At 70.5% G+C, this 14,237-nt stretch carries 15 protein-coding genes; 7 read left to right on the top strand and 8 right to left on the bottom strand.

Annotated features, from left to right (window positions below; genetic code table 11):
- Positions 1–5: 5 nt before the first annotated feature.
- Positions 6–1,169, bottom strand: coding sequence for a cystathionine gamma-synthase (locus BLV72_RS21715; RefSeq protein ID WP_059147877.1), 1,164 nt, complete (start codon positions 1,167–1,169; stop codon positions 6–8).
- A gap of 154 nt (positions 1,170–1,323) precedes the next feature.
- On the opposite strand from BLV72_RS21715, the gene BLV72_RS21710 reads away from it, so the two are divergent.
- Positions 1,324–2,421 (top strand): hypothetical protein, encoded by a 1,098-nt coding sequence (locus tag BLV72_RS21710; RefSeq protein ID WP_093464244.1) that lies wholly within the window; start codon positions 1,324–1,326, stop codon positions 2,419–2,421.
- Between the two features lie 194 nt (positions 2,422–2,615).
- The gene (gene msrA / locus BLV72_RS21705; RefSeq protein WP_093464242.1) at positions 2,616–3,275 is read left to right on the top strand and encodes a peptide-methionine (S)-S-oxide reductase MsrA; all 660 of its coding nucleotides are present in this window, start codon (positions 2,616–2,618) and stop codon (positions 3,273–3,275) included.
- Between the two features lie 211 nt (positions 3,276–3,486).
- Here msrA and BLV72_RS21700 read toward each other — a convergent pair whose 3' ends face one another.
- On the bottom strand, positions 3,487–4,479 hold the full coding sequence (locus BLV72_RS21700; RefSeq protein ID WP_093464240.1) for an aldo/keto reductase: 993 nt from the start codon (positions 4,477–4,479) through the stop codon (positions 3,487–3,489).
- Positions 4,480–4,601: 122 nt separating this feature from the next.
- On the opposite strand from BLV72_RS21700, the gene BLV72_RS21695 reads away from it, so the two are divergent.
- Positions 4,602–5,231 (top strand): TetR/AcrR family transcriptional regulator, encoded by a 630-nt coding sequence (locus BLV72_RS21695; protein ID WP_093464238.1) that lies wholly within the window; start codon positions 4,602–4,604, stop codon positions 5,229–5,231.
- A 573-nt stretch (positions 5,232–5,804) separates the two neighbouring features.
- On the opposite strand, the gene BLV72_RS21690 is transcribed toward BLV72_RS21695, so the two are convergent.
- Positions 5,805–6,599 carry a class I SAM-dependent methyltransferase gene (locus tag BLV72_RS21690; protein ID WP_093464236.1) on the bottom strand — a complete coding sequence of 265 codons (795 nt, stop codon included), beginning with the start codon at positions 6,597–6,599 and terminating at the stop codon, positions 5,805–5,807.
- Positions 6,600–6,719: 120 nt separating this feature from the next.
- Between BLV72_RS21690 and BLV72_RS21685 the strand changes: the two genes are divergently transcribed.
- The 3 genes from BLV72_RS21685 (at position 6,720) to BLV72_RS21675 (ending at position 8,495) form a co-directional block, all read left to right on the top strand.
- Positions 6,720–7,319, top strand: coding sequence for a TetR/AcrR family transcriptional regulator (locus BLV72_RS21685; RefSeq protein WP_093464234.1), 600 nt, complete (start codon positions 6,720–6,722; stop codon positions 7,317–7,319).
- A gap of 159 nt (positions 7,320–7,478) precedes the next feature.
- Positions 7,479–7,667, top strand: coding sequence for a nuclear transport factor 2 family protein (locus BLV72_RS21680; RefSeq protein WP_244320901.1), 189 nt, complete (start codon positions 7,479–7,481; stop codon positions 7,665–7,667).
- Positions 7,668–7,745: 78 nt separating this feature from the next.
- Positions 7,746–8,495, top strand: a complete 750-nt coding sequence (locus BLV72_RS21675) for a vWA domain-containing protein (protein ID WP_093464233.1) — start codon at positions 7,746–7,748, stop codon at positions 8,493–8,495.
- 408 nt (positions 8,496–8,903) lie between these two features.
- Here BLV72_RS21675 and BLV72_RS21670 read toward each other — a convergent pair whose 3' ends face one another.
- Complete coding sequence (locus tag BLV72_RS21670) at positions 8,904–9,923, bottom strand: BtrH N-terminal domain-containing protein (RefSeq protein ID WP_093464231.1); 1,020 nt, start codon at positions 9,921–9,923, stop codon at positions 8,904–8,906.
- Entirely contained in the window at positions 9,920–10,726 is an 807-nt protein-coding gene (locus BLV72_RS21665) for a MerR family transcriptional regulator (protein WP_093464230.1), read from the bottom strand. Before BLV72_RS21665 ends, BLV72_RS21670 begins: the two co-directional genes overlap by 4 nt.
- 103 nt (positions 10,727–10,829) lie before the next feature.
- Between BLV72_RS21665 and BLV72_RS21660 the strand changes: the two genes are divergently transcribed.
- The gene (locus tag BLV72_RS21660; protein WP_093470476.1) at positions 10,830–11,141 is read left to right on the top strand and encodes a hypothetical protein; all 312 of its coding nucleotides are present in this window, start codon (positions 10,830–10,832) and stop codon (positions 11,139–11,141) included.
- Here the strand turns inward: BLV72_RS21660 and BLV72_RS21655 are convergent.
- From BLV72_RS21655 to BLV72_RS21645, 3 genes are all read right to left on the bottom strand, one after another.
- On the bottom strand, positions 11,138–11,866 hold the full coding sequence (locus BLV72_RS21655; protein WP_093464228.1) for a helix-turn-helix transcriptional regulator: 729 nt from the start codon (positions 11,864–11,866) through the stop codon (positions 11,138–11,140). The two genes, BLV72_RS21660 and BLV72_RS21655, sit on opposite strands and share 4 nt — an antisense overlap.
- Positions 11,867–11,882: 16 nt before the next feature.
- The gene (locus BLV72_RS21650) at positions 11,883–12,815 is read right to left on the bottom strand and encodes an alpha/beta hydrolase (protein WP_093464226.1); all 933 of its coding nucleotides are present in this window, start codon (positions 12,813–12,815) and stop codon (positions 11,883–11,885) included.
- 82 nt (positions 12,816–12,897) lie between these two features.
- Positions 12,898–14,127 carry a cytochrome P450 gene (locus BLV72_RS21645; RefSeq protein ID WP_208905690.1) on the bottom strand — a complete coding sequence of 410 codons (1,230 nt, stop codon included), beginning with the start codon at positions 14,125–14,127 and terminating at the stop codon, positions 12,898–12,900.
- Between the last annotated feature and the right edge of the window lie 110 nt (positions 14,128–14,237).

Here is a 14,237-nt window from a genome sequence, read left to right as displayed (position 1 = left end):
AGCCGTCAGCCCAGCGCCTGGCTCAGGTCCATGAGCAGATCGTCGACCGACTCGATGCCCACCGACAGCCGTACGAGATCGGCCGGCACCTCGAGCGCCGAGCCCGCCGCCGAGGCGTGCGTCATCCGCCCCGGGTGCTCGATCAGCGACTCGACGCCGCCGAGCGACTCCCCGAGCGTGAACAGCCGCGCCCGGTCGCACACCTCGACCGCCGCCTCTTCACCGCCCGCGACCTGGAACGACACCATGCCGCCGAAGGCCCGCATCTGCTTGGCCGCGATCTCGTGCCCCGCGTGTTCCGGCAGCCCCGGGTAGTAGACCCGGGTCACCTTGGGGTGCGCGGTGAGCATCTCCGCGATCCGCGTGGCGTTGGCGCTGTGCCGGTCCATGCGGACGGCGAGGGTCTTGATGCCGCGCATCACCAGCCAGGCGTCGAAGGGCCCGGCGATGGCGCCCATCGCGTTCTGGTGGAAGGCGAGTTCGTCCCCGAGGCCGGTGTCGGAGACGACCAGCGCACCGCCGACGACGTCCGAGTGCCCGCCCATGTACTTGGTGGTGGAGTGCACCACGACGTCCGCGCCGAGCGCGAGCGGCTGCTGGAGGTACGGGCTGGCGAAGGTGTTGTCCACCACCAGCCGGGCCCCCGCGGTGCGGGCGATGTCGGCCACGGCGGCGATGTCGGTGATGCCGAGCAGCGGGTTGCTCGGGGTCTCGACCCAGATCACCTTCGTACGGGGGCGGAGCGCGGCCCGTACCGCCGCCGGGTCGGAGGTGTCGGCGACCGACCACTCCACCCCCCAGCGCTCCACGACCTTGGCGAACAGGCGGAACGTACCGCCGTACGCGTCGTCCGGGATGACGACATGGTCGCCCGGCACCAGAAGCGTGCGCAGCAGGCAGTCCTCGGCGGCAAGACCGGACGCGAAGGCGAGGCCGCGGCGGCCACCCTCCAGCGCCGCCAGGTTCTCCTCCAGCGCGGTGCGGGTGGGGTTGGCGGAACGGCTGTACTCATAGCCGCCCCGCAGACCGCCCACCCCGTCCTGCTTATAGGTGGAGACCTGGTAGATCGGGGGGACGACGGCGCCGGTGAGCGAGTCGGCCTCCTGGCCCGCGTGGATGGCGAGCGTCTCGAAACTCTGAGGATGCCCCTCGGGGTGCTGGTGGCTCATGGGCCCGAGCGTAACGCCCGACGCGCCCGTGCTGGATTCAACGACCGCCGAGGCGCATAGGCTGGACCACAAGCCGTTCTGAGCCACCAGCCGTTACGGACCACCAGCCGTTCTGGACCACCAGCCGTTACGGAACTTCACACGGGGACACCTCATGGAGCTTCTGATCTTCCTCATCGCCATCGTCATGATCGGCGGGCTGATCGTCATGCCGGCCCTGCGGCGGCGGCGCGGGGGCCGCGAGGCCGTGCGGGGGATGATGCGCGCCTCGGATCCGCAGGAGTACGGCTTCGTACCGCGCGAGCGGCTGGACGTACGGCTGCCCGGCCCGGACCGGCAGTTGATCGACGCCCTGGAGGAGGTCCAGGCCCGGCAGGACTGGCAACCGGCCGCCCGCCTGCTCGCACTCACCGAGGCCACCTCGGAGCTGCGCTGGCAGCGGGTGCAGACGCTGGCCGGGGCGGCGGCCTTCGAGCTCGCCCAGGCCCCCGGCCAGGGCGGGATGTGGCTGCGCACCTGGCGGGTGGCGGCCCCCGAGGACCCGGGCGCGGCGGCGGTGCAGGCGGAGTTCCTGGTCCGGCAGGCGCTGCTCGACCCGTCCTCGGTCGACTTCCGGATGATCCTGGAGGAGGCCCGGGACGTCTGCCACGAGGCGGCCCGGCTGGCCCCGGAGGACCCGGTGCCGCACATCATCGAGCTCGGCGTCGCCCGCGGCATGGCCTACCGGCAGGCCGACTTCGAGGAGCTGTGGTCCAAGGTCACCAAGCTCGCCCCGCACCACATGGGCGCCCACCTCGCCGCCCTCCACTACTGGTGCGAGAAGTGGCACGGCTCCCAGGACCGCGCCGACGCCTTCACCCACGCGGCCGCCGCCTCGGCCCCCGAGAAGAGCCTCCTCCCCGCCCTGCCCCTCTTCGGCGTCTTCGAGCACCTGCCGGAGGCGAACCTCGTGCGCACGCTCTACCGGAGCGAGGTGATCGTGAAGGCGATCGAGGGCGCGCTCTTCGCCGTCCGCCGGGCCCCCGCCGACCACCCGGTGCTGCCGCACGTCCGCCATCTGCTGGTCTTCTTCCTGGTCCGGGCGGAGCGGTACGCGGAGGCCCTGGAGCAGCTGCGCCACGTGGACGGCCATGTGGGCGCGGTCCCGTGGTCGTACGGGGCGGACCCGGCGGCCGAGTACACGGTCTACCGGGCGCTCGCGGTCGCGGGCTGGGAGGGCGGGGGCGGCTCCCCGGCGACGCTGCCGGGGTGAGACGCTGCCGCGGTGAGGGGTCGGGCGGCGGAATTCAGACACCCCGAAGCCCGTTGTAACAAGCACACGGCGCAGGGAGACACCCCGCGCCGTAAGACCCGCACCAGCGCAGTGACCGCACCCGCCCAGGTAACGCGTAACGCACCCGCCCGAGGGACCACACCCGCCAGCCGGATCCGTATAGGAGCCCAGTGATGTTGTTCAGCCGCCACAAGAACCACCTCCCCACCCCCGAGGAGGCGCTGAAGGGCCGCGCCGAACCGGGCTTCACCGTCCCCGACCGCCACACGGTCCTCGGCAACCCGCTGGCCGGCCCGTACCCCGAGGGCCTGGTCGTCGCCGACTTCGGCCTGGGCTGCTTCTGGGGCGCGGAGCGGAAGTTCTGGCAGGCCCCGGGCGTCTGGACCACCCTCGTCGGCTACCAGGGCGGCCACACCGAGAACCCCACGTACGAAGAGGTCTGCAGCGGCCTCACCGGCCACACCGAGGCCGTCCGCGTCGTCTTCGACCCGACCGTCACCTCCTACGCCGCCCTCCTGAAGCTCTTCTGGGAGTCCCACGACCCCACCCAGGGCTTCCGCCAGGGCAACGACGTCGGCACCCAGTACCGCTCGGCGATCTACGCCCACTCCCCCGAGCAGCAGTCCGAGGCCGAGTCCTCCCGCGCCTCCTACCAGTCCGTCCTGACGGGCTCCGGCTACGGCGAGATCACCACCGAGATCCTCCCGGCGGGCCCCTTCTACCCGGCCGAGGCGTATCACCAGCAGTACTTGGACAAGAACCCGGCCGGCTACTGCGGCATCGGCGGCACGGGCGTCTCCTGCCCGATCGGGGTGGCCCCGGCCGAGGGCTGACCTCCGCTCTCGCGGTCAGCCCTTGAGCCTCCCGGGCCTCCAGGGACACCCCGGACGCCCCGTGCCGCACCCATGCGACAACCACACCGGACAAACAGAATAGAAGGTGGAGCAACCGGGCACAGACCCCGGTCACAGCCCCGCCTGGGAGGACATGCCGCCGCTGCTCGCCGCCGCATGCCCGGGACCGCCGGACTTGGTGTACGGGCTGTCAGTCGGTGCGGTAGCCAGCCATGATCGAGGCCGGGTAGCGGCTGCCTGCGGAGCCCCGGGGGAGGACCTCCCGGATACGGGCCAGGTCGGCCTCGGTGAGTTCTACGTCGGTGGCGCCGACGTTCTCCTCCAGACGTGTGGCGCTGCGGGTGCCCGGGATCGGGATTACGTCCTCGCCCTGGGCGAGCAGCCAGGCCAGGGCAAGCTGGGCGGGGGTGATGCCCTTGGTGGCGGCGAGCTTTCGGAGCTGCTCGGCGGCGTTCAGGTTGTAGGCGTAGTTCTCGCCCTGCCAGCGCTCGTCCCAGCGGCGCATGTCGCCCTCGGGGTACTCGTCAGCGGGCTTGACCACGCCGGAGAGGAAACCGCGGCCGAGCGGCGAGTACGGTACCAGGCCGATCCCCAACTCTCGCAGGACCGGAAGGATCTCGTCCTCTACTTCGCGTTCGAAGACCGAGTACTCGTACTGAAGGGCTGTGACCGGGGTGACGGCGTGGGCTCGGCGGATGTACTGCGGGCCGACGTTACTCAGGCCGAAGTACTGCACCTTGCCCTCGGCCATCAGGTCACCGACAGTGCCGGCGACCTCCTCGGCCGGTACGTCGGGGTCGGAGATGTGCTGGTAGAAGAGGTCGATGCGGTCGGTCTGGAGGTAGCGCAGGCTGTTCTCGGCGACCTTGCGGATGTTCTCCGGGCGGCTGTTGACGCCGCTCCCCAGCGTCTTGCTGGTCATGTCGAAGCCGAACTTGGTGGCCAGGATGACCTCGTCGCGGAAGTCCTTGACTGCGCTGCCGAGCAGCGTCTCGTTGCTGCCGGTGCCTTGGCCGTACAGCTCGGCGGTGTCGAAGAAATCGACTCCGAGTTCGTGGGCGCGGCGGATGGTGGAGATGCCGTCCTCGTCGTTCGAGGGGCCGTAGGCCAGGGACATCCCCATCACGCCCAGTCCGAGCGCGGAGACGCGCAGTCCCTGCTGTCCCAGGGTGCGGTGCTGCATGAGATCGCTCCTCGTGTCATGTCGGCAGCCCATAGCTGACCAAACCAAACTGTTCGGTGTGAACCTACGCCTGTCTGGAGTGCAACGCAAAACCGAACGGTTCGGTCGCCTATCCTGGGCTCATGCCTCGCTCCACCAACCCTGGCCAGACCTCGGACGCCGCCATCGCGGGCGAGTCCGCCGACTCCACGCGCCAGCGGATCGTCGCCGCAGCCAAGGAGGAGTTCGCCCGGCACGGGATCGCCGGCGCCCGCGTGGACCGCATCGCCAAGCAGGCCAGGACGAGCAAGGAACGTGTCTACGCCTACTTCCGCAGCAAGGAAGCCCTTTACGCGCACGTCGCCGAACGCGAGACGACCGCACTCGTCGAGGCCACTCAGCTGGACCCGGCCGACCTGCCCGGTTATGCCGGCATCCTCTTCGACCACTTCACGGCACGTCCGGACCACTACCGCCTGATCATGTGGGGCCGCCTGGAGCTGGCCGAGCTCGCAGACAACACCACCAGCCCCCTCCAGGCCACGATCGCCGGCAAGCTCGACCAACTCCGCGACGCACAGCGCATCGGGCTGCTCGACCCGGCCTGGGACCCGGTCGACGTCCTCGCCCTGATCAACCAGATCGCCATGACCTGGGCAGGTCAGCCCGAAATCGCCGCCGCTGCCGCAGACCAGGCCGTGGACCCCTCCATCGCCGCCCGCCGCGCCGCACTGGTGGCCGCCGTCGAGCGCATGTTCCCTCGCTCGGACTGAGAACAACGCCCAAACCGTTTGGTTTGACGCACACCTCCGGGTGTGTCCGTTGAAGATGACCTGGTGGACGAACACGCGGTCCGCTTGGCGCGGGAGTGATGACGTCGAGCCCGCGGCCGGCCAGGTGGTCGGTGATGGCCGTGGCCATCCGGATTGGCGGTAGCAGCCCTCGTCAACGGCTGTCCCAGCCAGGGGTTCGGCGACACCCGACAGACGCGCCGTCCCGGGGTCAACCCCCGAAGGACTTCCGGAGCCGACCACTGAGCTCAGCCGCGAGAAGCGGGTCAAGGTCGGCACCGCCGCGCAGGCAGGCACCTGGCTGGGGAACTGGCCTACTTCCGCAGTGGTCCGGCCAATGCGGAGCTCTGCGTGCATGACAGCGGCGCATGCGTCACCACATGCACCCCATGGCGACTTCGGGGCACGAAGCAATGCGCTGGGTGGACTGGGCCGGCCATCGCACGTGGATACCGCCAGGGGGCGAATGGCCGGCCACAGTACGTGCCGGCCCGGCGAATCGGGCACCGTTGGAGCCTCCTCGGCGGACGGGGCCGTGAGGCCGGGGGCTCCTGGTCAGGCCGGGGCAGTTCGCGTCGCGGTGATCACCACCGTTGCGTACGGCATCGTGAAGCTGCCGCCCATCGCGTCGATGGCTGCCCCAACACCCTCCAGCACTTCCGCCAGCTTGTCCGAGGGGAGCCGGGTGAAGGCGCCCTGGGTGGGGATTTGGTCCAGCCACGCGTCCCGGGTGTAGGTCCGCTCCCAGTCGAACCGCCATTGCTCCGGTTCGCCGAACACACCCGTCTCTCGCATCCCGTCGGCGGCCTTGGTGAGTATCGGCTGGTTGGCGTCCAGCCCGCCCCGTGTCATCGCCCGGAAGTCGAACGGCGCGTCGGGCACGGCACGTTGGTAGATCGTGGTGACGGCTTCCGCCAGATCGGGCGGGAGCTGGAAGACGTTCCAGAACGCGGCCAGTCGGGCATGGGGCCGCAGCACCTGGGCGGCCTTGGCCGCTCCCGCGACCGGGTCGATCCAGTGCCATGCCTGGCCCGCGATCACGGCGTCGAATTCGCGACCGGCCGGGTCCCAGGCTTCGAACGTCGCGACGTCGACCTCCGTCCCGAGCCGCCGCGCCACCTCGGCCATCCGCGCGTCCGGTTCGACCCCGAGCACCCTGTGGCCCGCGTCCTGGAACTGCCGGGCCGCGATACCGGTGCCACAGCCGACGTCGAGGATGTCGAGGACGTCGGGGACGACGGGTACGTCGCGGCCGGGGCTGCTGGTGGCGATCCGGTCCACCATGGCTTCGGGATAGCGGGGCCGAGCCTGGTCGTAGCGTTCGGCATCCGAGCCGAACGACTCCGCCATCTGCCGGTGTTGATGAGGCTGGTTCTCGGAAAACGGTAGAGTGGGCATGCGCCCACTATGAGTGGGCACATGCCCACTCGTCAACGGGAGCGGGCCCAAAGAGGTAAGGAGGGACGCACGGTGCCGACAGGGGTGGCCATGCGTGACGTACGCGAGCAGCTCTTCCACGCCGCCGAGCGCGTCCTGCTCCGGGACGGGCCGAGCGCGCTGACCAGCCGGGCGGTCACCACGGAGGCGGGCTGCGCCAAGGGCGTCCTGCACCGGCACTTCGCCGACTTCGACGCCTTCCTCACCGGGCTCGTCCTGGATCGCATCGCCCGGCTCGACCACCAGTCCGCCGCCCTGCGCGACTCCGCCGGGACGGGCACCGTCGCCGACCACCTCGCCGACGCGCTGACGACCCTGTTCGAGTCGGTCGCCGTGGCCATCATCAGCCTCGTCACCTCGCGCGACGAGCTGCGCGCCCGACTCCGCGAAACCACGCCGACCGGCGTGCCGCTCCTGACGGAGGCCACAGCCATGATCGCCTCCTACCTCGCCGCCGAGCGGGACCGGGGCCGCATCGCGCCCGACGCCGACGTCGACGCACTCGCGCCGATGTTGATCGGCACCGGGCACCTGCTCTTCGCGGACCGCGAAGCCGGGCCGCCGGATGCCGGGGCCCTCCGCAAGGTGGTGACCACCGTCATCGCCGAAGCCGTGCGGGGTTCGGGGCCCTGACGCGACGATGTCGGCCAGGAAGCCGCGACACGGGAGACAGACCCGGCGTACAGACCGGCTCCTCAGCCCCGCCGCTACCGTTGTCGCTCCCGCTCGGCCCACGCCCGACCGGGATGCCTGACGCAGCATGCCCGTTCGTCCATGGAACGGGGGCCAGACATGACCGCTGCCACCCGTGATCTGTTCGAGCGCCACCACGCGTGCTGGGAGTCCCGCGACCCTGACCGGATCGCAGGGCTCCACACGGCCGACTCGGTGTTCCACCTGCACTCCGGGCAGGAGCCCGTACGCGGGCAGGCCGCCATCCGGGAGGCGGCGGGGAGAAACACTCCTACGTCGACGGGGTGACGATGCAGGCCAGGCCGCGTGGGCGCCCAACGGGGCGCCTCATGACGGAGTTCACCGGTTGGAGGACAATCACCGGCTATGGCCATCGACTACCGCAAGCTCCCTAAGGCGCCCACCCCAGCGATCAGTCTGGAAAAGGTAGCCGCCCAGGCTCCGGGGCTGGTCAGCCTCTACAAGACGGCTGCGGTCTCGCTGGCCAAGCACGGCGCCGACGGGCAGCGTGCCGCGGTGTACCTGGTTCTGGACCGCTCCGGGAGCATGCGCCCGTACTACCGTGACGGCTCCGTACAGCACTTGGCGGAACAGACGCTGGCCCTCGCGGCGAACCTCGATGACGACGGGATCGTGCCGGTCGTCTTCTTCTCCACGGAGATCGACGGGACGGCCGAGATCAGCCTCGATGCCTACCAGGACCGGATCAACCCCCTGCACGACTCGATGGGGCACATGGGCCGTACCAACTACCACGTCGCCATGCAGGCCGTCATCGACCACTACCAGTCGGCCGGAGCCGACGACCCGGCATTCGTCGTCTTCCAGACCGACGGCTCCCCCACGTCCAAGGCGGCGGCAGAGCATGTGCTGTGCACGGCCGCGAGGCTGCCCATCTTCTGGCAGTTCATCGGGTTCGGCAACGACGAGTTCCGCTTCCTGCACAGGCTCGACGACCTGCCGGTGCCCAACCGGCGCATCGTCGACAACGCCGGCTTCTTCGCCGCCGGAACGACACCCAAGGGCCTCTCCGACGCCGCGCTCTACGATCAGTTGCTCCATGAGTTCCCGCAGTGGCTCGCCTCCGCCCGCGCCGCCGGTGTCCTGAAGGACTGAGGACTGCCGGGCCGAGAGCGTGGGCATCCCAGGACACGTGGCTACGCTCGCGGCGGCCACCTCGCCCGGCTTGATCATGGGCGGGCCCCGCTCCCGACCAGCCGGAGGGCTCCCGGATGCGCCCAGACGACCTCACCGGCCCGGAACTCCGGCTCTGGGAGGCGCCGCAGTTGTACGGGGCCACACTTCGGGTGACCAGTTTCGGCGGCTCGTGCCTACCGGGGCTGGGGATGGGCGCCACGACGGTGGACGGGAACCTCGAGCCGACGGAGCCATCACGCTGACCTGCCAGCCGACGGGACCGACCCAGTGGATCGCCTGGCTCCTGATCGGCGCGGGCTGGCTGCTGGCCACGGCCCTGGCCGCGGGCATCACCCGGGTCCTCTCCCGCCAATAGGCAGAGGTTGATCAGGCACGGGGCCCGCCAAAGGTTGCCAGGCGGCTCAGCGCGCGCATCGCCGCGTGCTCCAGGCGGGAAAGGTCGTGGAGGATGGCGGCGGCCCGTACGAGGCACTGCGGATCGCCTGATGCACCGGCGCGGGTGATGAGTGCGGCGACTTCCGTCCATAGGGTGGCCGCCTCGGTGTACATCGCGTGGCCGGTGCGCAGGTGGTCGCTGTCGAGCAGTTGGGCGCATTCGGCGAGGAAGTCGCGGTAGAGGTTGCGGAACAGGGCGCCGCCGGTGCCGGCCTGCTCCATCAGGAGGGCGGCCTGGGGTAGGTCCCGTTGCGGGTCGTCGGTCCGTTGGAGCCATGTGCGTACCTGCTGGCCGGCCTTTTCGATGCCTCGGTGGCCGAGGTTGGCGATGGGCGGGTTGAGGAAGGCCTCGGCGCAGGCGGTGATGGCGGGAATGATGTGGGCCTGTGGTGGGGTGGGCAGATTGCTCGGGGCGGTGAGGGTGAAGGAGCGGTGCTTGGCGGTCATCGGGCCGCGCTCGGCCCTGGCCCGGGCGAGGCTGGTCAGGCTGGTGGTCACCGTTCCGCCTTGCTGGTCGGTGTCCACCAGGTACGCGTCGTGGTCGTCGTAGCCGTACATGGCGACGACATGACCGCCGAAGTGCACCTTCGATCCGAAGTAGTCCAGGTGGTAGCTGTCGAGCTGCAGTCCGACGGGGCGGCCGGCCTCGATGTGGGCCGCCACGTTCTCCCATGCCCGGCGAGGGGAGGTGGTCTCCTGGACCAGGAGGTCCAGCCGGAGGCCGGTGGCCAGGTTCCTGGTCAGTTCGAAGGGCTTGACCCGTCCCCCGAGGAAGGGGAAGCCCATGCTCTTGCTGTCCCAGTAGATGAAGGACAGACCGGAGCCGAGGCCGAAGAGCATGGGCTCGGACAGATCGAGTCCCTGGTGCCGCAGCAGCACCCCCAGAGCCGACGTCTCGCAGTGCTGCGCACCGCGGGCGTCCCGGGGAGCAAGGTCAATCACCGTGGTCATGCCGTGCTCTCCTGGACGGGGATGATCAGCCGGGTCATCCATTCCTCTTGCGGTGCCTCTCCCGGCCCGACGAGATAGACCTCACGTACCGGCGCTCGCGGACGCAGCCCGCGCTCGTGGACAGCGGCGAAGAGAGCGTTGTAGGCCAGGGGGAGCTGGGCGTAGGACCCGATGTGCACGGTCTCGGCCACGGGCCCGCCGGGCAGCGTCTCGAACTCCAGGCCGGGCGTCCCCTCCCCCTGCGAGGTCTGCGCTCCGACGGCGATCTCCATCCGCTCTTCCAGATCCAGCGGATACAGCCCCCACAGCGGCGGCTCCCATGCGATTCCCTCCTTGCCGAGTACGGGCAACAGCCGGCCCACGCATGCCCCGAACGTCTCTCCGATCTCCTCGAAGGCGCAGATCGCCCGCACCACCGCCAGCCGTCGCTCCGGCTCGCTGCCCATCGTCACCTCGTAGCCGGGAAGGCCGCCCTCCGCCAGCCGCTCCAGCATCTCCAGCCGCGCCTGATCCCTGCTGATCCGCTCGGCCAGCCGGTCCCGCTCGGCGCGCAGGATCTGTGCTCTGGATTCGGGCTCGGCGGCCAGCGCCCGGGCGATCACCGCCAGGGGGAGATCCATCTCGCGGAGCAGGGCCACGGTCAGGGCATCACGTGCCTGCTCGGGGGCGTAATAGCGGTAGCCGGAGTGGGCGTCCACGTGGACCGGAGCCAAGAGCCCCGTCTCGTCGTAGTGCCGTAGCTGCTTGATGCTGAGCCGGCACAGGCGGGCGAAGCGTCCGATGGTGAGGAGTTCTTCGTGCATGCCGTCATGGTGGACTCTCCGACGGTGGGAGAGTCCAGGGCAGTCGCGGCCCCGTCGGTACGATGAGTGCGGAACGGGAATGCGTCTCACGGAGGTGCGGGTCATGTCCGAGTCGAGCGTGTCCGGGTCCGGGGGTGGTGGGGTCGGTCGGAGTGATTCGCCTGCCGTTGGATTGGGGCCCACCGCCGTTGTGCTCGGTGGCTTCTCCGTTGTCGGCGCTTGGGTGCCCGCGCTCGCGATTCTCACTCTTCCGTTGGCGATCATCGGCGGAGCGCTCGCCGCTGTTCTCGGTGCCATGGGCATTCACCACGCCCGCCGCAGCGTCGGGCGACTGTGGACCGCTATCGCCGGGGCGGCCCTGGGTGTTGTGGGGTTCGTCGGCTCCACCACTCTCATCTGGAGCATGGGCGGCTAGTGCGGTGGCCGGGCGGGTGTAAGCGGGGCCAGTGCGGTGGGCCCCACCGCGGTGGCGGCGGTTGAGCCGAGGAGGAGGTCGGCCAGGTTGCGGGGCTGTGCCTGCTCGCCGGTGGGAGTCGCCGCTGTGATCCGGTCCAGGCGGAAGCCTCGGCCGGCGCGTCGGGTGCGGCACCAGGCGATGAGGTACCAGCGGCGGTTGGCGGTGAGCAGTCCGGCCGGTTCCACGACGCGGTCGCTTTCGTGTCCTGCCGCGTCGGTGTAGGACAGCCGCAGCGCCAGGTTGTGGGAGAGGGCCTGTTCCACCGCGGTGCGGACCTCGGAGTCGGTTCGCGTCGGCAGCGTAACGATGCGTGCGGCGAGTGTCCGGGCCGCCGTCGAGGCGGGGCCGGTCATCGAGGCCGCGATCTTCTGGGCTGCCGTACGGGCCGCACTGGCGTAGGGGGTGGAGGCGTCGGCCGTGGCGAGCGCGGCGGTCAGCGCCGAGGCTTCATCGGTGGTGAAGTGAATCGGGGGCAGGGTCATTTCGGGGGCGATCGACCAGCCCCCGCCCCGTCCGGGTGTGGTGCGCACCGGGACACCCGTCTGCATCAGAGCCTGGAGGTCGCGCTGCACCGTGCGGGTGCTGATCTCGAACCGCGCGGCGAGCGCCGCGACCGTCAGCGGTCGCGGCGCGGCCGCGCGCAACTCTTCCACCAGCGCATAGAGCCGGGCCGTGCGGTTCATGAGGCCGACGCTACCGTCACGCGGCGGCCAGGAAGTCCCGCTCCCGCCGGTGTTCCCGCTCGCTGATGGTCAGCGGGAAGAGGGTGAAGCCGTGCATCGCGCCGGCGACGACGCCAAGTTGCACGGGCACGCCCGCCGCCTGCCATCGCCCGGCCAGAAACAGGGAGTCGTCCAGCAGCGGATCCTCGGTGCCGATGACGACCCGGGCGGGCGGCAAGCCGGTCAGGTTCGCGAACAGCGGTGAGACCTCGGGGTCGCGGCGCTGCTCCGCCCCCATCCCCGGGGTGAAGAGCTCGTAGGTGCTCCGGAGCGAGTCGGTATTGCTGAGCAGTTGCCTGGAGCCGAAGGACCGCTGGCTCGGTGTCATCGACAGGTCGTAGGGGCCGAAGAGCAGGTTGGCCGCCCGGAACGCGCCGGTGATGCCGTGCCGGTCGCGAAGGCGTAGCAGTGTCACGACACTCAGGTGGGCACCGGCCGATTCACCACCGATCAGCAGCCGTTCGGTACCGAACTCGGTCGCGGCGTGCGCCACCAGCCATCGGGCGGCCGCTTCGCAGTCGTCGGGCCCGGCGGGGAACGGGTGTTCCGGCGCCAGGCGGTACTCCACGCTCACCACGGCGAGCCGTGCCTGCACGGCAAGCCGCCAGAGCCGTTCATCCTGCCCGTCCGCGGAGCCGAATGCCCAGCCGCCTCCGTGGATGTGCAAGTACACGCCGTCGACGCGATCCGGTACGAACGTCCGGACCTTCACCCCGCCCTCGACGACGCGGCTTTGGGCGTGCGCCAGTCTCACCGGTGGCGTGTCGCCGCCGACCCGGTTGCGCCGCAGGAGCTCCAGCGTGGCCGCGCTCGGGGATTGCCCGCGGGCCGGACGGCTCGCCGCGGCAGCCTCGAATTGCTCGTTGAAGGCCAGGGTCTCGGCGAGGCAGTCCTCATCTGTGATCGTCATACGCAGACAGTCGCAGCCGCCCGCGACACCACCCTGTCACCCTTTCCATGTGAGCTATGTCATGGTCCTGGCCTGCCGCTCGCTACCACACCACGGGGACCTGCTCGAAGCTGTCCGTGAGGACTCCCTCGCGCCGTGCCAGTTCGGCTGACGGGACCGCCAGGTCGAGACCGGGCAGGCGCTCCAGCAGGATTTCCAGGGTGACCTGGAGTTCGGTGCGGGCCAGGGCCTGGCCGATGCAGGAGTGGGCGCCGGCACCGAAGGCGAGGTGGCGATTGGGGGAACGGGTCAGGTCCAGCGCGTCCGGGTCGGAGAACATCCGCTCGTCGCGGTTGGCGGAGGCGACGACCGACAGGGTGGTGCTGCCCTTCGGGATCACCTCGCCGCCCAGTTCCATGTCCTCCGTGAGGTAACGCGGCATGCCCGGACCCCGGTTGACGTCGAAGCGCAGCAGCTCCTCGACGGCCGGGCGGATCAGCGAACGGTCGTCCAGCAGGCGCTGCCAGCGGGAACGGTCGTCGAGCAGGACCGGGACCAGCTTCCCGATCACGCTGGACGTCGTCTCGTGCCCGGCGTGCATCAGCCCCTGCATGATCTGGACGAAGACCGCCTCGGGCAGGCGGCGGTCGGCGGCGTCGGTGATCTCGATCAGCTTGCTGAGCAGGTCGTCACCCGGTTCGCGCCGCTTCCGGGCCAGATGCTCGCCCAGATAGGTCGCGAGGTCGTGGCGGGCGGTGCGGGTCTCCTGCTCGCCGTAGCGGTCCTGGCCGAACAGGGCGCCGGACCAGTACGAGAAGCGGCCCCAGTCCTGCTCCGGTACGCCCAGCAGGGCGCCGACGACCCGCGCCGGAAACGGATACGCGAAACCCGCCCAGAGGTCCGCGGGCTGCGGCCCGGCCTCCATGGTGTCCACCAGGTCATGCGCGATGGCGACGATCCGGGGGCGGAGCGCGGCGACCCGTTTGGCGGTGAGCGTCTGGGCCACCAACCGCCGCCAGCGCTGGTGGCGTTCACCGGTGCCGGTCCCGTCCGGGCCCGCCTCGCTCCGGTCCCGCGGGAAGCGCGGGTCGGACAGCATCGTGTGCACATCCGCGTACCGCGTCAGCACCCGCACCGGCTCCCCGCTCGACCGCAGCGTCAGCTCCGGCACCGGGCACCCCTCCGCGCGCAGCGCCGCCCATTCCTCCGGGGGCTCCAGGGGGTGCTCCGCCACGAACGGGAAGTCGCCCAGGGGGCAGCGCACTTTCGGGCAGCGTTCCGCTTCCGGGCCGCCCTCCGCTTTCGTCTCGCCTGCCACTTCCGCTTCGGCCATAGAGCGCCTCCAGAGACGTACGACATGCGGCGAACAGTTACTCACCCCTCATGGGCGAAGTCAAAGCGGCTACCGGCTACGGACGTTATGGCCGTTGGCCGCCTCGGCGG

It is taken from the genome of Streptomyces melanosporofaciens, from assembly GCF_900105695.1.
Classification (GTDB): domain Bacteria; phylum Actinomycetota; class Actinomycetes; order Streptomycetales; family Streptomycetaceae; genus Streptomyces; species Streptomyces antimycoticus.
Note: the sequence above shows the minus strand (reverse complement) of the source record. Positions and strands in the feature narration are given on the sequence as shown.